The organism is Chelativorans sp. YIM 93263 (assembly GCF_028767125.1).
Lineage (GTDB): Bacteria > Pseudomonadota > Alphaproteobacteria > Rhizobiales > Rhizobiaceae > Chelativorans.
The window spans coordinates 39,274-56,479 of the sequence record NZ_JAKCWP010000009.1; the positions used below are offsets into that span (position 1 = coordinate 39,274).

25 protein-coding genes and 2 tRNA genes are annotated in these 17,206 nt (G+C 60.3%); 13 read left to right on the forward strand and 14 right to left on the reverse strand.

Features of this window, described 5'->3' with window-relative positions; genetic code table 11:
* Positions 1 to 16: 16 nt before the first annotated feature.
* From LY631_RS16930 to LY631_RS16940, 3 genes are all read right to left on the reverse strand, one after another.
* Positions 17 to 511 carry a phage regulatory CII family protein gene (locus tag LY631_RS16930; protein WP_274426775.1) on the reverse strand — a complete coding sequence of 165 codons (495 nt, stop codon included), beginning with the start codon at positions 509 to 511 and terminating at the stop codon, positions 17 to 19.
* A 141-nt stretch (positions 512 to 652) separates the two neighbouring features.
* Positions 653 to 1,027 (reverse strand): hypothetical protein, encoded by a 375-nt coding sequence (locus tag LY631_RS16935; RefSeq protein ID WP_274426776.1) that lies wholly within the window; start codon positions 1,025 to 1,027, stop codon positions 653 to 655.
* Positions 1,024 to 1,191 carry a helix-turn-helix transcriptional regulator gene (locus LY631_RS16940; protein ID WP_274426777.1) on the reverse strand — a complete coding sequence of 56 codons (168 nt, stop codon included), beginning with the start codon at positions 1,189 to 1,191 and terminating at the stop codon, positions 1,024 to 1,026. The genes LY631_RS16935 and LY631_RS16940 overlap by 4 nt, the downstream gene beginning before the upstream one ends.
* Before the next feature lie 94 nt (positions 1,192 to 1,285).
* On the opposite strand from LY631_RS16940, the gene LY631_RS16945 reads away from it, so the two are divergent.
* Complete coding sequence (locus tag LY631_RS16945) at positions 1,286 to 1,669, forward strand: helix-turn-helix domain-containing protein (protein WP_274426778.1); 384 nt, start codon at positions 1,286 to 1,288, stop codon at positions 1,667 to 1,669.
* A 670-nt stretch (positions 1,670 to 2,339) separates the two neighbouring features.
* Positions 2,340 to 2,507 carry a hypothetical protein gene (locus tag LY631_RS16950; RefSeq protein WP_274426779.1) on the forward strand — a complete coding sequence of 56 codons (168 nt, stop codon included), beginning with the start codon at positions 2,340 to 2,342 and terminating at the stop codon, positions 2,505 to 2,507.
* 98 nt (positions 2,508 to 2,605) lie between these two features.
* On the opposite strand, the gene LY631_RS16955 is transcribed toward LY631_RS16950, so the two are convergent.
* Together LY631_RS16955 and LY631_RS16960 are read right to left on the reverse strand one after the other, a co-directional pair.
* A complete protein-coding gene (locus LY631_RS16955; protein ID WP_274426780.1) occupies positions 2,606 to 2,746 on the reverse strand; it encodes a hypothetical protein in 141 nt (46 codons plus the stop codon).
* Entirely contained in the window at positions 2,725 to 2,952 is a 228-nt protein-coding gene (locus LY631_RS16960) for a hypothetical protein (RefSeq protein WP_274426781.1), read from the reverse strand. Before LY631_RS16960 ends, LY631_RS16955 begins: the two co-directional genes overlap by 22 nt.
* A gap of 146 nt (positions 2,953 to 3,098) precedes the next feature.
* Here LY631_RS16960 and LY631_RS16965 point away from each other — a divergent pair, with 146 nt between their 5' ends.
* Together LY631_RS16965 and LY631_RS16970 are read left to right on the forward strand one after the other, a co-directional pair.
* Positions 3,099 to 3,233 carry a hypothetical protein gene (locus tag LY631_RS16965; RefSeq protein ID WP_274426782.1) on the forward strand — a complete coding sequence of 45 codons (135 nt, stop codon included), beginning with the start codon at positions 3,099 to 3,101 and terminating at the stop codon, positions 3,231 to 3,233.
* Positions 3,233 to 3,373, forward strand: a complete 141-nt coding sequence (locus tag LY631_RS16970) for a hypothetical protein (protein ID WP_274426783.1) — start codon at positions 3,233 to 3,235, stop codon at positions 3,371 to 3,373. The genes LY631_RS16965 and LY631_RS16970 overlap by 1 nt, the downstream gene beginning before the upstream one ends.
* 32 nt (positions 3,374 to 3,405) lie before the next feature.
* Here LY631_RS16970 and LY631_RS16975 read toward each other — a convergent pair whose 3' ends face one another.
* Positions 3,406 to 4,059, reverse strand: a complete 654-nt coding sequence (locus LY631_RS16975) for a hypothetical protein (protein ID WP_274426784.1) — start codon at positions 4,057 to 4,059, stop codon at positions 3,406 to 3,408.
* Between LY631_RS16975 and LY631_RS16980 the strand changes: the two genes are divergently transcribed.
* Genes LY631_RS16980 through LY631_RS16990 form a run of 3 tightly spaced genes read left to right on the forward strand, consistent with a single transcriptional unit; the run spans position 4,052 to position 5,929 of the window.
* On the forward strand, positions 4,052 to 4,417 hold the full coding sequence (locus tag LY631_RS16980) for a hypothetical protein (protein ID WP_274426785.1): 366 nt from the start codon (positions 4,052 to 4,054) through the stop codon (positions 4,415 to 4,417). The two genes, LY631_RS16975 and LY631_RS16980, sit on opposite strands and share 8 nt — an antisense overlap.
* 46 nt (positions 4,418 to 4,463) lie before the next feature.
* The gene (locus LY631_RS16985) at positions 4,464 to 4,724 is read left to right on the forward strand and encodes a helix-turn-helix transcriptional regulator (protein ID WP_274426786.1); all 261 of its coding nucleotides are present in this window, start codon (positions 4,464 to 4,466) and stop codon (positions 4,722 to 4,724) included.
* Positions 4,721 to 5,929 carry a site-specific integrase gene (locus LY631_RS16990; protein WP_274426787.1) on the forward strand — a complete coding sequence of 403 codons (1,209 nt, stop codon included), beginning with the start codon at positions 4,721 to 4,723 and terminating at the stop codon, positions 5,927 to 5,929. The genes LY631_RS16985 and LY631_RS16990 overlap by 4 nt, the downstream gene beginning before the upstream one ends.
* A 32-nt stretch (positions 5,930 to 5,961) precedes the next feature.
* Here LY631_RS16990 and LY631_RS16995 read toward each other — a convergent pair.
* Positions 5,962 to 6,035 (reverse strand) — tRNA-Cys (locus LY631_RS16995).
* 278 nt (positions 6,036 to 6,313) lie between these two features.
* Between LY631_RS16995 and gpt the strand changes: the two genes are divergently transcribed.
* The 3 genes from gpt (at position 6,314) to LY631_RS17010 (ending at position 9,061) form a co-directional block, all read left to right on the forward strand.
* Complete coding sequence (gpt, locus tag LY631_RS17000) at positions 6,314 to 6,811, forward strand: xanthine phosphoribosyltransferase (protein ID WP_274426788.1); 498 nt, start codon at positions 6,314 to 6,316, stop codon at positions 6,809 to 6,811.
* Between the two features lie 93 nt (positions 6,812 to 6,904).
* Positions 6,905 to 7,390, forward strand: a complete 486-nt coding sequence (locus LY631_RS17005) for an NUDIX hydrolase (protein ID WP_274426789.1) — start codon at positions 6,905 to 6,907, stop codon at positions 7,388 to 7,390.
* Between the two features lie 111 nt (positions 7,391 to 7,501).
* Positions 7,502 to 9,061, forward strand: coding sequence for an inorganic phosphate transporter (locus LY631_RS17010; protein ID WP_274426790.1), 1,560 nt, complete (start codon positions 7,502 to 7,504; stop codon positions 9,059 to 9,061).
* Between the two features lie 17 nt (positions 9,062 to 9,078).
* Here the strand turns inward: LY631_RS17010 and LY631_RS17015 are convergent.
* A tRNA-Leu gene (locus LY631_RS17015) sits at positions 9,079 to 9,164 on the reverse strand.
* A 240-nt stretch (positions 9,165 to 9,404) separates the two neighbouring features.
* Here LY631_RS17015 and LY631_RS17020 point away from each other — a divergent pair.
* Positions 9,405 to 11,924 carry a GcvT family protein gene (locus tag LY631_RS17020; protein WP_274426791.1) on the forward strand — a complete coding sequence of 840 codons (2,520 nt, stop codon included), beginning with the start codon at positions 9,405 to 9,407 and terminating at the stop codon, positions 11,922 to 11,924.
* Positions 11,925 to 12,032: 108 nt separating this feature from the next.
* The gene (locus tag LY631_RS17025) at positions 12,033 to 12,890 is read left to right on the forward strand and encodes a DUF1194 domain-containing protein (protein WP_274426792.1); all 858 of its coding nucleotides are present in this window, start codon (positions 12,033 to 12,035) and stop codon (positions 12,888 to 12,890) included.
* Positions 12,891 to 12,969: 79 nt separating this feature from the next.
* Here LY631_RS17025 and LY631_RS17030 read toward each other — a convergent pair whose 3' ends face one another.
* The 3 genes from LY631_RS17030 to LY631_RS17040 form a co-directional block, all read right to left on the reverse strand.
* Complete coding sequence (locus LY631_RS17030; protein ID WP_274426793.1) at positions 12,970 to 13,968, reverse strand: GlxA family transcriptional regulator; 999 nt, start codon at positions 13,966 to 13,968, stop codon at positions 12,970 to 12,972.
* 457 nt (positions 13,969 to 14,425) lie between these two features.
* Entirely contained in the window at positions 14,426 to 14,551 is a 126-nt protein-coding gene (locus LY631_RS17035) for a hypothetical protein (RefSeq protein ID WP_274426794.1), read from the reverse strand.
* A gap of 56 nt (positions 14,552 to 14,607) precedes the next feature.
* A complete protein-coding gene (locus LY631_RS17040; protein ID WP_274426795.1) occupies positions 14,608 to 14,781 on the reverse strand; it encodes a hypothetical protein in 174 nt (57 codons plus the stop codon).
* 119 nt (positions 14,782 to 14,900) lie between these two features.
* Between LY631_RS17040 and LY631_RS17045 the strand changes: the two genes are divergently transcribed.
* The gene (locus tag LY631_RS17045) at positions 14,901 to 15,806 is read left to right on the forward strand and encodes a LysR substrate-binding domain-containing protein (protein WP_274426796.1); all 906 of its coding nucleotides are present in this window, start codon (positions 14,901 to 14,903) and stop codon (positions 15,804 to 15,806) included.
* 22 nt (positions 15,807 to 15,828) lie between these two features.
* Here LY631_RS17045 and LY631_RS17050 read toward each other — a convergent pair whose 3' ends face one another.
* From LY631_RS17050 to pgsA, 3 genes are read right to left on the reverse strand one after another with little or no spacing between them, the layout of a single operon-like run.
* Entirely contained in the window at positions 15,829 to 16,296 is a 468-nt protein-coding gene (locus LY631_RS17050) for a molybdenum cofactor biosynthesis protein MoaE (RefSeq protein WP_274426797.1), read from the reverse strand.
* A 3-nt stretch (positions 16,297 to 16,299) separates the two neighbouring features.
* Entirely contained in the window at positions 16,300 to 16,551 is a 252-nt protein-coding gene (moaD, locus tag LY631_RS17055; protein ID WP_274426798.1) for a molybdopterin converting factor subunit 1, read from the reverse strand.
* Between the two features lie 7 nt (positions 16,552 to 16,558).
* Complete coding sequence (gene pgsA, locus LY631_RS17060) at positions 16,559 to 17,149, reverse strand: CDP-diacylglycerol--glycerol-3-phosphate 3-phosphatidyltransferase (protein ID WP_274426799.1); 591 nt, start codon at positions 17,147 to 17,149, stop codon at positions 16,559 to 16,561.
* Positions 17,150 to 17,206: the final 57 nt, after the last annotated feature.

The following is a 17,206-nucleotide window of genomic DNA, read 5'->3' on the forward strand; positions in this document are numbered from 1 at the left end:
TAGGCCCGTCCGGCATTCATTCCGCGCCCCCGTTCACCACCGCGAATCCGCCTTCGCCGCGCACGCTGGCGGCCTGCTTGCGGCAGGCGGCGATCAGGTCGGAAAGTTCGGCAAGACGTCGATCGTAGGCGGTGGCCTCGGCGGGCGTTACACGGCCGTCCGCCAGCGCATTCGCCATGGTGGCCATCAGCTCGCCAGCCTTGGTGCACAGATCCGCATAGCCGCGCATGATGTCGGCCGCGGTCTCGTTCTCCCGCTGCAGATCGGTGAGCCGCCGTCCGGAAAGCTCCGCCAGGGCGGACGTGACCAGCGGCGAGGAGGTCTCCGCCTCCAGCATCCACACCGCATCGAGCGGCATCAGGTCGGGGCTGTCCCCATGGTTCCAGCGGCCCACCGTTGATTTGCCGTAGCCGACGATTTCGGCAACGCGCTCTATGCCGCCGGCGGCCGCGATCAGGTCGCGTTGCGCGGCCTTGATGCGGTATAGGCGGGCATTGGCATTGGGGATCATGGCTTTCCTCGCATCCGCCCTTCCGGGCAAAAATCATTCCCGCGCCGGGAAAACCCGGCGTCGTTTCCCGTAGCGGGAAGGGATTGGCTGGTTCAGTGTGTGGGCATGAACACACGAGACACGGCCCACGAAATCATCACGTCATGGCGGCGCCCGCACCGCATCCCCGCCGGCCGGACCGCCGCCTGCGGGAGCGGCCGGATTGCCGCCCCCGCCGTGGTCTTCGCTCTCGGGAGTTATGTCGGGAGCAGGGGCATCGCCCTGCCGCGTAAGGAACGCGATACCGATCTCCTCCGCGCGCCGGCAGACGGCGCGGGCAATGAACTCGGCAGGCGAAATGCGATCATGCGCGGCCACGACGGCGAGAAGCGTCGCCACCTGGTCGGAGAGCCGCAGCGATTGAGAGGAAAAAGCCGCACCCACCGCCCGGGAGGCATGGGCGGAAGGCGCGGCAGGTGCCACAGCGAAAGCGCGTTCGGATCTGCGGTCTTGGGGGGAGTGTTTGGCGGCGCTCATTCGGCAGGCTCCTTCAAGGTATCGGCGAGCCGCCGAAGGAGAATGTAGGCCGGTCCTCTGGTGGGGGGCTTCGCCTCCCAGTTGGAGATCGTCGAGCGATCGACGTCGCAATGGTCCGCCAGTTGCTGCTGGGTCCATCCAAGGTCGGCTCGTAATGCTGTCACGTCGATAGGCGTATCAAGCATGTTCAGAAGTGTGAGAAAGTCACATCATTCTGTCAAGTAGAAACTCACACCAAAAATGTGAATAAGTCACGCCATGACGGATGTAACCCGAGTTGACAAGCAGGCGGCTCGCCTGAGAGAGGCGCGCAAGATGCGAAACTTCGCCACTGCGAAAGACGCGGCGCTCCGTTTTGGCTGGAACTACAACACCTATTCCCAGCATGAGAGAGGGCATTCCGGCATCACGCGTGCCGCCAAGGACTACGCGCGCGCCTTCAAAGTAAGTGAGGCTTGGCTCCTCACTGGAGAAGGTTCTCCCGAGGATGCCTTTGCGGGTCAAAGCGAAGAACTGCGGGAGGTCTTTACCCGTTTGGCCGATGCACCTCCGGCCGTCCAGGCGCGAGTGTTAAGTGTCGCTAAGGCGCTTCTCGAAGACTACGAGCAGTCGCGAAATACCGCCACGACTCCCACCTCGTGATCCACATGCACCACCCATGTTCCGCCATGGGCGACTTGCATTGATGAGGCTAGTGCCTCAGCAGCAACATTCACATCGCGATAGGGATTAGACGACGCCGTCCCCGAACCGAATGCGGCAGCTGCGATCAGGCCACCAAACACCGCTCGTCTATCCACTTTTCCGTCTTCAGTTGTTTCCCCTTGCAGCTCCGTCGTTTCGGCCCTCATTTGCCTCGCCCGCATTTAACCTTTTCCTCAACCCCATTTCACTCCGCCAGAACAGAATAGGAACAATTTCCTGAATTCTATGTCAATCTCGAATTCCACCGGAGATTGTTCCGTTCTCAGGCATTCAAGCCGCCAAGTCATCGTTTACAAGCGTTTCAATTCGTTCCGATTTGCAACAACCTGTGAAGATCCTCGTCAAGAGTACCCATAAGGCACGCACAAAGCCCAGAGATTCGAAATCCCGGTAAGGCTCACGCGCAGGCAGACGTGAGTTATTCACATTTCATTTGACATTGTGATGTGAGTAAATCACATTAACGTTGCATCCTTAAAGGGGCCGCGCCGTCACAGGTTTCGCATCCGGCGCGGCCTACTCGGGAGGATCAAGCAAACGGAGCGCTGCTATGCCCGACCACCACGGAACAAGTCTGACACTCCGCCTCTGCGGAAACACGGGGATTATGACAGATGACTTGCTCGCAGGGCTCAAGGAACTCCTTGCCCGGCATGGCCTGCGTCTTTGTTACGTGACGCCGGTGCAAGAGACGCGTGACGGTACAAGGTCCCTGCTGTCTCGCCGTGGACGATACGAGCTCCAGTCGGTCAACGACGAAGGAGAGGACTCGTGAGCGCGAGCGAACATTCAAGACGGCTCGGCCGCCGGGCTGCTTGGCGCGGTGTTTCGATCTCGGCGGATGACCCCGACATGCGTTCTCTATCCTTCTTGTTAGAGGACGACACTGTCCTGCGCCTGCGCCTTCCGGACGCCGATGCCCGCCAACTCGCCGGGGCGATCCTGGACATGTCTCAGAAGCGCCGCCTGTCCGATGCCAGTCGGAAGCTGCCTCAGCCGCAGAGCCGTTTCCATTCCGAAAGATCCTCTGGCAGATCGAGCTTGGACGTATCGACGCCGGATGATGGGGAAGCGGTATGACCGCCCAGGAGATCGAGCAGCGCGGCCTCCGGCGCATGGTAGAAGCCGACGGCATCCCCGTCGACCGACGCAACGAAGCGGGGGCCTTGGCGCATGATCGCTACCACCGCACCGCGCCTTTCGATCATCCAACCGTTCATACGGCATCAGCTCCTCGTGTTCGTTTGCGTTCGAGGGGTTGCGCGAGCCGCGATGTTTGCGGCAGCCGGCCCGCATCTTCTTTAGCTTTATCGTTCAGCGGCAGCGCGTGTCACGCGCCAAATCCGGAACAAGCGAGGCTGCGCCCATGAAACCCCTCATGCAGACACCCGGGGCCGACGAGCCCTTTTCCATCACCGGCCTGCTCACCGATCTCGCTGCCCTTGCTGCGGTCGGCGCGTTCGTCGCGGTCGCATGCGCTTTCATCATGGGGGCGTTCTGATGCTGGAGCTTCTCACTGCCGCCGCTTCCGGCCTCGCTCTCGGCCTCATCTGCATGGTCATCGCCGTTGCGATCATCAAGCGCCGCGAGGGCCAGGCGCGAGACGACTTCATGGCCAACAAAGATCACTGGGGAATGTAATCGTGGAGAAACGTCAGACGGGACGACGGATGCTAGGAAAGAGAGTTCTTGTCTCGCACATGCTCGTCCAGCAGGCTAGCAAACTTGCCCCACTCTTTGTGAAACGATTCGAGAAATTTTGCGGTAGTTTCGGCTTTGGCTGGGAGATCAGCTGCACTTTTTGCCACCTCTGGATGCGTCCGCAGCAATTTCGCCATGTACCGAACACCGTCTTGGGCCTTCAGTGTACTAATAGGAATTATCTCTCTCACATCCTGCAGGTGCTCACTTTCAAGTACGAACTTGGCGCAGCTCAAACTAAGAGACAAATTAATGGCGAGCTCGTCATCCACGGGTGCGCCGAATTTAAGCTGTCGCAGGTCGTAGACGGTATCCGGAACAGCTTTTTGCAAATTGCCGGTAGTGATCTCGGCATCACGCAGTGCACGCTCCAATTTGCGAAACTCACTTCTTTGGCTGAAACCGATCAACTGAGAATGTCGCCGCTCCTGCAACTCATCAGAGCGTCTCATGGCCAACACGCTCAGTGTTCCTGCGAGGAGAGCGAGGGCGCCGGCAATCAAAGTCTGCCATTTCTCAAGCCAGCCAGAGACGTCACTGAAGGTCGAGAGCGCCAGCCCAAGAGCCACGCCAAGTATGATGCAAACTGCGTTGCTCGCAGCGCTAAGCGCTCGATCAATGTCCATACTGCTTGCCCGCGTCTCCCCTCAATTTCCAATCATGCGGCTGAAACGCACCGATGACAAGGAGCGGAGTTTCATGATCCAGCACCACGAAGGCAAGAGCCAGGTCAGCTGCGACCACTGCCCAGCGAGCTATCCCAATACATACGCCCACGAGGATTTCCGGGTGATGATCGCCGACGCGAAGACGGCCGGCTGGATCATCCGCAAAGCCAAGCCGCCGAAGGACGGAAGCGATACGTCCGACCTGTTCGGGTCCGCACCCCGACTTGCGCGGCGCGAGAGCGGCGAGGAGCAGCCCTACACGCACACCTGCCCGGAATGCGCAGCCCGGGAGAGCATCGAGGGGAGGCTTTTTTGAGCGATCTTCCTCTGGCGAACGGGCCGACATGCAAGCGGGTAAAGGAATGACGGCTCGCGGCTTCATTGATCGGCCGGTGCCGCGAATCGGCATGCGGATTAATGACGTCGCGCTTTCGCTTGGTGTCAGCCCGAACACGATCCTGAAGCTCGTCGAGGAAGGACGGCTGCCCCGGCCTCGCGTCTGGAATCGGACGAAGATATGGCGCGTGGCGGAGATTGACGCCGCGCTTGCCGAATGGCCTACTGACCGCCCGGTTGACGAGCCGGAACCCGAGGACCTCGAAGAATGGAGGGCCGAGGCGTGACTGCTCCCGAGCTTCTGGACGAGGATTTGGCCGCGATCGACCTGCCATACATAGAGAAGAACGTTTCCCGCCACGGTGGCGTTCGCCGCTATTTCCGCTACGAGGGAAAGCGCTACGGTCGTCTCCCGGACGATCCGGACAGCGAGGAGTTTTCCAGGGAATACTGGAGACTGCGCCGTATTGCTGAAGGCGAGGGGCAAGCTGACGACGGCGCGAAGGACGATCTTTCCGGCCGTCCGCAGCCTGGCACCTTTCGCTGGCTTTGCTCTCTCTATCTCGCCTCGGATGCTTATCGCCGGCTGGACAAAACAACCCAGGCCAAGCGGCGGGCGATTATCGATGCCATGCTGCTGGAGCCGCTGAAGCCAGGAGGCAAGCGGCTCTACGCGAACATGCCCCTGGCGGCGCTCGACGTGAAGAACATCGAGGTCCTTCGCGATCGCAAGGCGTCAACGCCGTTCGCGGCGGATGAGCGGCTGAAGGTATTGCGGCAGGTATTTGAGACCACACGGCCGGGCAGGGACGGCAAACGCGAGAAGATCGTCAAGGAGAATCGCGCCAGGTTGGTGCAGCCCTTCCGCAAGAAGTCCGAGGGCCATCATACGATTACGGCGGAAGAGATTGGAAGATATATCCAGCACCACGGCACCGCCTCAAAGGCGACACTCGCGATCGTCATTTTGATGTACACCGGCCTGCGTGTTTCGGACCTTGCAACGATCGGGCCGCAGCATCGTCGCGGCGACATCTTCCAGCTACGGCTTTTCAAGAACCGAAACCGGGGACCGGTAACGCTTCAGATCGCCATTCATCCGATCCTGGATACGGTCCTTGCGATGCATCCGGCAAAGGGCATGAACTATCTGCTCACCGAATACGGCAAGCCTTTCTCGATCAAGGGCCTGGGCAACAGGGTGTCCGACTGGTTCGACCAGGCGGGCCTTCCTCACTGCACCGCCCACACCGTGCGCAAGGGACTGGCGACCAGCCTGGCCGAGAGCGAGGCAACCGACTCGATGCTCGACGGGCTGTTCGGTTGGAAGGACGGCAAAACGTCCAAGATCTACACCGCCAAAAAGCAACAGGCGAAGCTCGCCAGGCAAGCCGTTTTGCGAATCGATTGGGGTGAAATGGGGAACATACTGCCACACCCAAATGGAGGGGTGGCGTCCCAGCCCGAAAACGCCGAGAAAAAAGCTAACTAGATCAGTTGGTTATTGCCACAAGGTGTGGCAAGTGGAGGCCTCGCCCGGAATCGAACCGGGGTGCAAGGATTTGCAGTCCTCTGCGTAACCACTCCGCCACGAGGCCGTGACAGCGTTCATTAGGTTGTGTCGAATTTTCCGTCAAGGCAACAGATGCCATTCGAGGCGGTTTCTTCAGCTCATTTTTTGAAGCGTCCCCGAACTCTTCCAGCACCAGGTGCGTGTAGGGCCTACGGACGAGGTAGGAAATCCGGCTTTCATATCAAGGACCGGAAGGGGTGAAGTGAAATCGGCTGGCCGCCGCTCTTGCTTTTCGCTCTCGTTTCCGGCTAATTCCCGCCGCATTCTCAGCAACAACAATCCGCCGGAGCGGAGAGTGCGATCATGTCTCTTCCCGAAAAAGCCTTTCCCGTATCCTGGGACCAGTTTCACCGTGATGCGCGGGCGCTCGCCTGGCGCCTGGCCAGCAGCAACGGTCGATGGAAAGCGATCGTCTGCATCACGCGGGGAGGGCTTGTTCCGGCAGCGGTCGTCGCGCGTGAGCTCGGGATCAGGCTGATTGAAACCGTCTGCGTCGCTTCCTATCACGAATACAGCGAGCAAGGGGATCTGGAGGTTCTCAAGGAGATCTCGGCGGACCTCCTGGTGGACGAAGGCCGCGAGGTTCTGATTGTCGACGATCTGACCGATACCGGCAGAACGGCGGCGATCGTGCGTGCCATGATCCCGAAGGCGCATTTCGCCGCAGTCTACGCAAAGCCGCAGGGACGGCCTCAAGTCGATACGTTTATCACCGAGGTCTCGCAGGATACCTGGATCTACTTTCCCTGGGACATGGGCTTTTCCTATCAAAAGCCCATCGCCGACAACGCAGACGGCTGAGCAGCGGCTCGCCTCTTCCTTCCCAATTATTTGCCTATGCGCGTAAGCGCCATATGTTCCATCCAACGATTCGTTTTTGTTCGAAGGGAGATCATGGGCCACATTGCGCGCATCAATGTTCTGGAACGGCTCCGCCAGCTTTTTGGCGGCAACCCACCGCACGTGCAGGTTGCGGCGTTGCCGTGGCGGCGCGGACAGGACGGTGTTGAAATCATGCTGGTCACCAGCCGTGGCACCGGCCGGTGGGTGTTGCCCAAGGGATGGCCGGAGGGCCGCGAGGAACTCTCCGAGGCGGCTTCGCGTGAAGCTCTGGAGGAAGCGGGCGTGGAAGGAAGGACCGACCTATCCCCCATCGGGCACTACTTTTATGGAAAAGAGACTCGAACCGGGCTGCGCCGGCGCTGTGAAGTGGCGGTATTTCCGCTGTACGTCGAGCGTGAAGCAAAGCGGTGGCGGGAAAAGAAGAAGCGCACCCGCCGGTGGCATCCTCCGGAAGAGGCCAGTCAACTCGTTGAGGAGCCGGATCTGGCCGAACTCATCAGCGAGTTTGCCAAAAACTCGACGGTACAAAGCGCTTAGTGGCGTCTTTTCACGACTTTCGGGCCACCGGTCCTTGTACCGCGTGAAGGAACGCCTTAGGCGATCATTGCATGACGACGCTCCATCCGGGGAGTGAACGACAGGCTTTCCATGAGCAAGACTTCCACGAACCTAAAGAAACAGACGCTCGACAAGGATCTGGACAAGCTGGTCTATGTCGAGGAAGCGGCAAACACGCTCGCGCGCGGTCTTGTGGCCCCGGGCCTGGGACTTCTTTTTCTGGCGCTGGTCGCCTTTCTCGCCTCGATCTACGTTTCCGGAGAGCCGCGCGCGCTGGTGATCGTGGCCGCGGCGGCGCTGGGTGGCTACATGGCGCTGAATATCGGCGCAAACGATGTGGCCAACAATGTCAGTCCGGCTGTCGGCTCGAGGGCACTCAGCTTGGGCGGAGCCTTGGTTCTCGCCGCAATTTTCGAGAGTGCGGGCGCGCTGATCGCCGGTGGTGACGTGGTCGACACGGTCTCGAAGGGCATAATCGCACCGGAGGCGGTAGGAAGTCCGGGGATTTTCATACGGGTGATGATGGCGGCGCTCGTCTCTTCGGCCTTATGGATCAACCTTGCCACTTGGGTCGGTGCACCGGTTTCGACAACGCATTCGGTGGTAGGCGGCGTGATGGGGGCTGGCATTGCGGCCGCCGGATTTGCCGCCGTAGACTGGTTCACCATGGCGCAAATCGCGGCGAGCTGGGTTGTCTCGCCGGTGATGGGCGGAGTCGTCGCCGCTCTTTTCCTGGGCTTCGTGAAAACGTTTGTCATTTACCAGGACGATAAAATCGCTGCCGCGCGGCGCTGGGTGCCGCTTCTGATCGCGATTATGGCCGGTGCTTTCACGGCCTATCTGGCCACGAAAGGCCTGAAACAGATTGTCCCTATCGATACCTCGACGGCCATGATCCTCGGGGTGGTCGCCTTCTTCGTATTCTGGGGCGTTTCTCATCCATTCGTACGCCACCAGTCAAAAGGGATGGATAACCGCAATCAGTCGCTGCGCCGGCTGTTCAACCTGCCGCTCGTTATTTCGGCGGCACTTTTGTCGTTTGCTCACGGGGCCAACGATGTGGCGAATGCGGTGGGACCGCTGGCGGCGATCGTGTTCACCGCACAGGCCGATGCAATCACGACCGAAGTTTCCATTCCACTTTGGGTCATGGTGATCGGTGCTTTCGGCATTTCCCTCGGGCTGGTGCTCTTCGGGCCGAAGCTCATCCGCATGGTGGGCGAGCAGATTACAAAGCTCAATCCCATGCGGGCGTTCTGCGTAGCGCTGGCTGCCGCCATTACAGTTATTATCGCTTCGGCACTGGGCCTGCCGGTCAGTTCCACACACACCGCGGTCGGTGCCATCTTCGGCGTCGGGTTCTTCCGCGAATGGTACACCGCGCGCTCAAAGCGCCGCCGCGCATATCTGGAGCGAAAGGGACTACGGGTTAAGCAGGAGCGTGCCGAAAGCGGAGAGACCAGTGCCTTTGGCGTTCTGTTCTCAGATGAGGAGGAGCCGTCGGGCAAAGTCTCACGCGAGGAAATCCACCGCCGTCGGCTGGTGCGTCGCGCCCATGTGCGGACCATCGTCACCGCTTGGGTTACGACAGTCCCTGCCGCGGCCGCGCTTTCCGCGGCGATTTTCCTGTTATTCAACCTGATTGGATAGGAATACCATCTGAAGAGTGGTGCGGACGGCGGGGATCGAACCCGCACGGGCGAAGCCCGAGGGATTTTAAGTCCCTTGCGTCTACCAATTCCGCCACGTCCGCGCAGGTCCGTTTGTCACGGCTTCGGCCTCAAAGGTCAATGCTCTTTGCAGCCAATTCAACTGACCTGATCGTGTTTTTCAGAGCGAAAATGGCGATGCCGGGCCTGAATTCCAGCGAGTGGTGGACAGGAGTCGCGTCACAATTCGGCTATGTCGCAAACAGGCCGGGGGTGCGTTCGGGCCATGCATAATCTCAACCTGGGAAACGGCCGGCGGCCGCAGGAATGTGAGGAGCATTGGCATGAAGAGCGAGGCGCGGGCAGTGGTCATTGGAGGAGGGGTGGTCGGCGTCTCGACCCTCTACCACCTCGCCAGAAAGGGCTGGTCGGATGTGGTGCTCGTGGAGCGCAGGGAGCTGACATCCGGCTCCACCTGGCATGCCGCGGGTCTGCTGCCGTTGTTCAACGTGAGCTATTCAGTCGGCCAGATCCATAAATACTCGGTGAGGTTTTACCAGGAGCTTGAACGCGAGACCGGTATGAATGTCGGTTTCACCCAGTGCTCCAACATTCGTCTGGCGCGGACCAAGGACCGTTGGGACGAGTACTTGTACTATGCCGGTATCGCCGAGACCATCGGCGTTCCCTACAAGCTCCTGGCCCCAAAGCAGGTAAAGGAAGTCTGGCCATTGTGCGAGACGGACGGTCTGATCGGCGCCATTCAGCATCCGGACGACGGTTATATCCAGCCCGCCGACTTGACCCAGGCGATGGCAAAGGGCGCGCGCGACAAGGGCGCCACCATCTATCGCAACACGAGGGTCACCGCGATCGAGCAGCAGGGCGACGGAAAGTGGCTGGTGAGAACCGACAAAGGCGATATCCTGACAGAGCATGTGGTCTCCGCGACGGGCAATTTCGCGCGTCAAACCGGCCGGATGGTCGGACTGGACGTTCCCGTGATTCCCGTCGAGCACCAATACATCGTTACCGAACCGCATCCGGCTATCGTCGAGCGCAAGAAGCAGGGCTTGCCGGAAATGGGCGTGCTGCGCGAAAGCGATTCCTCCTGGTACATGCGTGAGGAGAATGGCGGTCTGCTGCTCGGGCTATATGAGGCGGGCGCGCCGTGCTGCTATGTCGACGGGCCGTCGGAGAACAGCGAATACGAGCTGTTCCAGGAGGATCTGGACCGGCTGATGCCACATGTGGAGACCGCCATCGAGCGCGTTCCCGCTTTCGGTGAAGCCGGAATCAAGGAAATCTACAACGGCGCGATTGCCTATACGCCGGACGGCTCGCCCATCGTCGGCCCGGCGCCGGGGCTAAAGAACTTCTGGCTAAACGAGGGGCACTCGTTCGGTGTCACGGCGGCTGGGGGCGCGGGCTGGCAGATCGCCGAGTGGATCGTGGAGGGTGAGCCATCCATCGACATGATGGGTGTCGACCCGCGCCGCTTCGGCCCGTACGCGACGGAAGGGTACCTGCGCGAGAAGAATGAAGAGGCCTACGCCAACGTCTTCACCCTGCACTATCCGGACGAGGAAAGGATTGCAGGGCGGCCGCTGAAGACCACGCCCAGCTATGAGCGCCAGAAGAAGCTCGGCGCTGTTTTCGGCTCCGTCTATGGCTGGGAGCGAGCCAACTGGTTTGCGCCGGAAGGTTACGCGGTGCCGGAAGAGGAACTGGGCGTCGGCGCGGACGTGATCACCAAGCACAATCACGCAGCTCCCCTGGAAGACGGGCGGGTCGTAGAGAAATGGTCCTTCCGCCGTTCGAACTACTTCGAGCATGTCGGCGATGAGGTGAAGAACGTTCACGAGAACGTCGGCCTGCTCGACATGTCTCCCTTCGCTAAGATCGAAATTTCGGGGCAGGGCGCGCGCGACTGGCTAAACAGCATCTTTGCCAACCGCGTCCCGAAGAAGCGGGGCAGGGTGGCGCTTTGCCACCTTCTGACGAAGAGCGGTGGCGTGCGCTCGGAGTTTACAGTCTACGAATGGGCGCCGGACCGCTTTTATCTCGTCTCGGCCGGCGGGTTCGAGGCGCACGATCACGATGTCCTGTTCAAGCTCCTGCCGGACGACGGCTCGGTCGTGCTGCGCCCGATTACGGAGCAGTACGGCGTTCTTATCGTTGCCGGGCCGCGGTCGCGCGATGTTCTGAAAAAGCTGACGCGAACCTCGCTGTCGAATGCCGACTTCCCATGGCTCTCCGGCAAGAAGATCTCGCTGGGGCATGCAACGGCGCATGCGCTTCGCGTCAATTTCGTCGGCGAGTTGGGCTGGGAGCTGCATCATCCGATCTCGATGCAGAACACGATCTACGACATGCTGATGGAGGCGGGCGCGCAGTTCGGCATCAAGCCCTTCGGCATCCGCGCGATGACGGCGATGGCGATCGAGAAGAGCTACCGGCTGATCCCACGCGAGCTTTCCATCGAGTACACGGCCTGGGAGAGCGGGCTGGACCGTTTCATCCGCCTCGACAAGGAGGACTTCCTTGGCCGTGATGCGCTCGTGCGTCAGCGCGAGGAGGGACTTCGCTGGAATTACGTGACGCTGGAAGTCCACGACGTGACCGATGCCGATGCCCGCGGCTCGGAGGCGATTTACAAGGACGGGAGGCTGGTCGGCCGTGCGACGCACGGCGGATACGGATGGCGCGTCGGAAAAAGCCTGGCGCTCGCCATGCTGCGCCCGGAGCACGCGCAGGAAGGCAGCGAGGTCGAAATCAAAATACTCGGCACGTTGCACCGAGCCACGGTCATCGCGGAAAGCCCGTACGACCCGGCCAACGAGGCGCTGCGGACCGACGGCTGAGTGGATTCCGAGCGATTTTCGGCCTCTCGCGTAAAAGTGATGAGCTAGCGGTCCGATTTTTGCCTGTGGCGGATTGCCGCTGCGCGGGTTTGGCATAAACTTCTAAGTATGTTCGCTTACCCTCGAGATTTGCGCTCGCTGGCTTTAGGTGCACTGACCGCGATACCGCTCCTGTTCCTGGCGGGTGCAGGTCAGGCGCAACAGAACGTCGATGTGGAGTTGGTTCTTGCTGTCGACGTCTCGCTCTCCATGTCGCCCGGCGAGATGGAGATCCAGCGCCGGGGCTATGCCTCAGCACTCACGGATGATTCGGTGATCGGAGCGATCGAGGCCGGGCGGCACGGCCGCATCGCCATCGCGTATTTCGAATGGGCAGGCGATTTCTCCCAACGCCTCGTGGTGCCCTGGACCGTCATAGCGTCGGCGGAGGACGCGGCGCATGTCGCCGATATGCTGGAGATAAATCCCCCACGCAGCGCCCGGCGCACCTCGATATCGGGGGCGATGAACTTCGCGGCGGATCTTTTCGCCGAGAGCAGCTATAGCGGAGAGCGGCGCATTGTCGACATTTCCGGGGACGGTCCGAACAACCAGGGCGCGCCCGTCGAAGAGGCGCAGGGCAGACTCATCGAAGCCGGTATCACGATCAACGGGCTGCCGCTGATGACCGATGCCGGGGCCACGTCCACATACGATGTCGAAAATCTAGACCAGTACTATACCGAATGCGTAATCGGCGGAGTGGGAGCCTTCATGATTCCGGTGAACGACTGGTCGCAGTTTCCCGAGGCCGTCCGCCGCAAGCTCGTGATGGAAATCGCAGGGTACACGCCGTCACCCAGAGAGTTGCCGGTCATCAATGTGCAAGCGCAGGCATCGACCGATTGTCTCATAGGTGAGAAGATGTGGCAGGATCGCATCTGGAGATGGCGCGACGACCCGACAGTCGGGCCTAGCATCCCGTAACCATTTGCCCCGGTTTTACTCGCGTTACAGGTCGCGCGAAGAGCGCTGACTGTCTCGCAGCCAGTTTCTCACTGTCATGCTAGGCCGCTGCGAGCTGTTTGCGGTTGGCGCGTTCCTGCTGTGGCGAGCGGGCGTAAAGCTCGCGGTAGCATTTCGAAAAATGCGACGCGGAGACAAAACCGCAGGCGACGGCCACTTCAACCACGGGCATGGTGGACTGCACGAGCAGATGACGTGCGCGGTCCAGCCGCAGCTCGAGATAATAACGAGCCGGCGAGCGCCCCATCTCCTGGCGGAAGAGACGCTCGATCTGACGCCGGGAAAGCCCGACCGCCCCGGCGATTTCGACCAGAGACAGCGGCTCTGACAAGTTGGCTTCCATCAATTCGATGATCGTCAGCACTTTTGAATTCTGAACGCCGAGACGCGCCCTGAGCGGCAGCCGCTGCCGATCGGAAGGATTGCGGACGCGGTCGGTCAGCATCTGTTCGCAGACGCGGTTCACCAGGTTTTCATCGAAATCTTCGCCGATTAGCCGGAACATCATGTCCATGGCTGCGGTCCCGCCGGCGCAGGTGTAGATATTCGTATCAGTCTCGAACAGATCGGCGAAGACATTGGCCTTCGGAAATCGTTCCGCGAAACCCGGCAGGTTCTCCCAATGGATCGCACAGCGTTTGTTGGCGAGCAGACCGGCCGCCGCGAGGACGTATGCCCCCGTGCAAAGGCCCCCAAGGGCCACCCCGCGATTATACTCTTCGCGCAGCCAGGCGAATACCGACTTCTCGGCATAGTCTTCAATACCGAGGCCGCTGCAGACGATGACCATGGTAGGGCGTTCCTGACCCATCATCTTCTGCCGTTCCTCGGCAAGCGAGGTCTGGACGCTGATCTCGACGCCGCTCGAACTGCGCACAGATTGGCCGTCGACGCTCGCAAGACGCCATTCATAGGCGGTATAGCCGGCGAGACGATTGGCCGCCCGCAACGGTTCGAGCGCGGTCGCAAAAGCGACCATCGTGAAGTCGGGGACGAGAAAGAAGACCAGTGAACGCTTAAGCGGTTTGTTGTCCCGCATGCCTGCCTCCTCCGCAGGTCAAACATAGCGTCGCAATTAGAGCAATGGTGCGCCGGTAAAGCCTTTCCTGTCAATGAAATAACAGGGCGCGCACAGAAAAATCATCACGGCCGATAAGGCGCTCTAAATCGCGCGGGAATGGTTCAGGGACAGAGCGCCCGTCAGTTTACAAGCATACCCAGGCGCAGCGCGGATAATGCGCCGGTCTCGCCCGGCATTGTGCTTGCCAGCCGCGCGCGATCGCCGAATGCCTGGCGAGAGCGGTGGTGTCTGGTACTGCAAAAACGGCGCAGAAATTTCATCATCGCCTCCATCGACTGGTGCGGATGCAGCCGTCACCCCTCACGAACAGAAGGGGCGACCTCAAATGTTGCCGCCCCTTCTAGCGATTTGCTGTCACTATCCGCCGCTGAAAATGCGAAGCGGCCGATAGGAATTGCGACATGCCGAATGCGTTTCAGCGCGGCTGTGACAGGTCCGTGGGCTGTGCCTGACGCGAAGCCGGCCGGCGGCCGGTGCGCGCATGCTCACTGATCTCACGGAATTCACGCAGGAAGTTAGTGATTGTCTGCAGGTATCTCATGGCTCGACCTCCAATTTTCGCTTTCATTTAGGGTGCGTTGATAACACTCGCCATTCTCAAAACGACTCCGGTTGATACAACTTGCGACGTTGTTCTCTGTTGCTGTCAGGCCACCCGATATCCTTTTGAATTTCCAGCGGAAGATTACGGATGATGCGGTTGGTGCGCCGACGCCGCCAGCGTAAGAATCCACGGTGCAGATAGTCCGATACAGATGAATACATAGCCATTGTCTCTCTCCTGGTTTCCGACCGGCTCTCCGATGTTGGACTTGACTATGGTTCACCCTTGATGTTCAATCAAACGAAATGGAATGATGTTTTGTTTCAGATAAATTGAAAGCTGAGCCATGAACGCGCCCGTCAATCACCCGCTGCCGCTCCTGGAACTCGATGTGCTGCGTACCTTTGTAGCGATCGCAGAGACCGGCAGCTTCACCTCGGCCGCCAATGCCGTTTTCCGCACACCGTCTGCAGTCTCCATGCAGATCAAGAAAATGGAGGAGATTCTCGGCCGACCAGTTTTCGTGCGCGATGCAAGGTCGGTTTCGCTGACGGCGGATGGCGATCTGCTGCTTGGCTATGCGCGGCGCATGCTGGCGCTCAATCGGGAGGCGGTTTCAAAGTTCGTCATGCCGGACATCAGCGGTGTCGTGCGCTTCGGTTCGCCGGACGACTTTGGCGAGCGCGTCCTGCCGAGCGTGCTCAGGCGTTTTTCCGAATCCCATCCGGCGATCGCTGTCGACGTTGTGATCGATCAGAGCGTGAACTTGCGTAAGCGCATGGCCAACCGGCAGCTCGACATCACGTTGCTGACCTGCTCGGATGAGACCATGCGGCAAGAGCCGGGCGTCGAGGTGCTGCTGACGGAACCGATCGTTTGGGCCGGCAAGAAGGGCGGCTGTGCGCATCTGCGCGAGCCCGTGCCGGTTTCTCTATGGGAGGAAGGCTGCATCTGGCGGAACGCCGCCGTGAAAGCACTTGGCGAGTTCGGGCGTGAGTATCGTGTCGCGTATATGAGTGCACATACCGCCGGCCAGCGGGCCGCCATCATGGGCGGGCTGGCTATTGCACCGCTGCCCAAATCCTTCATCGGTGAGGATCTGGTTGAGCTTGGGGCCGAAGACGGCTTACCGGCACTGGGCAACTACCATCTGGGCATGCTCGTCGCGCCGCATGCATCGGCGCCGGTTCGTGCGGCGGCCGATCATATGAGGGCGACGTTTGCGTTCTTCGGCGAGACCGGGAAGTTTTAAGACTGGAAGAGCGGCAAAGGCTCTACCGCCAACGGTCGAGAGCGTCTTCGTCAGCCGGTTTCGCTTCGACCCATTGGCTAGCCGCCCCGTCGGCGGGGTGTTCCTTCTTCCAGAAGGGCGCGCGAGATTTTAAGTAGTCCATGAGGAAATCGGCCGCGTCGAGCGCAGCGCGCCGGTGCGTCGAGGCCGCGACCACAAGGACGATGTTCTCACCCGGCAGAATCTTGCCGAAACGATGAATGATCGAGAGGCCGGAGAGCGACCAGCGCTCCGCAGCCTCCCGCGCAATCCGGCATATCTCGGCTTCGGCCATAGCCGGATAATGTTCCAGTTCGAGAGCGGCGAGTCGCCCGTTCTCGTCCCGGCAAAGGCCGGTAAAGGTCACGACAGCGCCGATATCCTTGCGCCCGCCGGTCAGTTGGTCGATTTCGGACGCGACATCAAAATCTTCCTGCTGGACACGCACGCGCGGTTCAACGGCCTCAGGCAAGGCTCAGCCTCCCGTCATGGGTGGGAAGAGGGCAATCTCGCCGTTCTCAGGCAATCGGCTGTCATGGGTCACATGCTGCTGGTCCACGGCCACGCGGATGATTTCAGGAACCTCGAGTGCAGCCGCATAGCCGTCGCCACGCGCTTTCAGCCACTCGAGCAGATCAGCCACGGTCTTCACCTCGTCGGGAGGGGTGAGTGTCTCAGCCTCTTTGCCAATTCGTTCGCGAACCCAAGCGAAATAGACGAGCTTCATTGTGCCTCTAGTCCTCGACGATGTGTTTCAGCCCGGCGCGGAAGTAGTCGTACCCGGTGTAAAGGGTCACCAGCGCTGAAAACCACAAGAGCGCAATGCCGGCCTCGGTAATATACGGAACAATCTTGTCGCCGGCCGGGCCGGCGAGCAGGAACCCGATGGCGAGCATTTGGATGGCCGTCTTCCATTTGGCGAGTTGCGTTACCGGAACGCTCACCTTCAACGCTGCCAGATACTCGCGCAGGCCCGACACCAGGATTTCCCGGCACAGGATAATGATGGCCGCCCATAGCGTCCAGCCGGCAATGGTGCGGTCCGTATCTGCCGCAAGCAGCAGCAGACATGTCGCGACCAGCAACTTGTCGGCAATGGGATCCAGCATTTTGCCGATATTCGAGGTCTGCTGCCAGGTGCGGGCAATGTATCCGTCGAAATAGTCCGTAATACTCGCCGCGAGAAAGATGGCGAGCGCGGACCAGCGTGCGAAGTCGCTCGACTGAAGCCGTCCTTCCAGGAAGAAACAAAGCACGATGAGCGGTACCGCCACGATACGTGCGTAGGTCAGGAGGTTTGGAAGGTTGAAGGCGCGCTGCTGCATGTATCTGCTGCTTTCAAAACAATTTTTCAAACCAGAACCGGGTGCATGTGGCAAGCA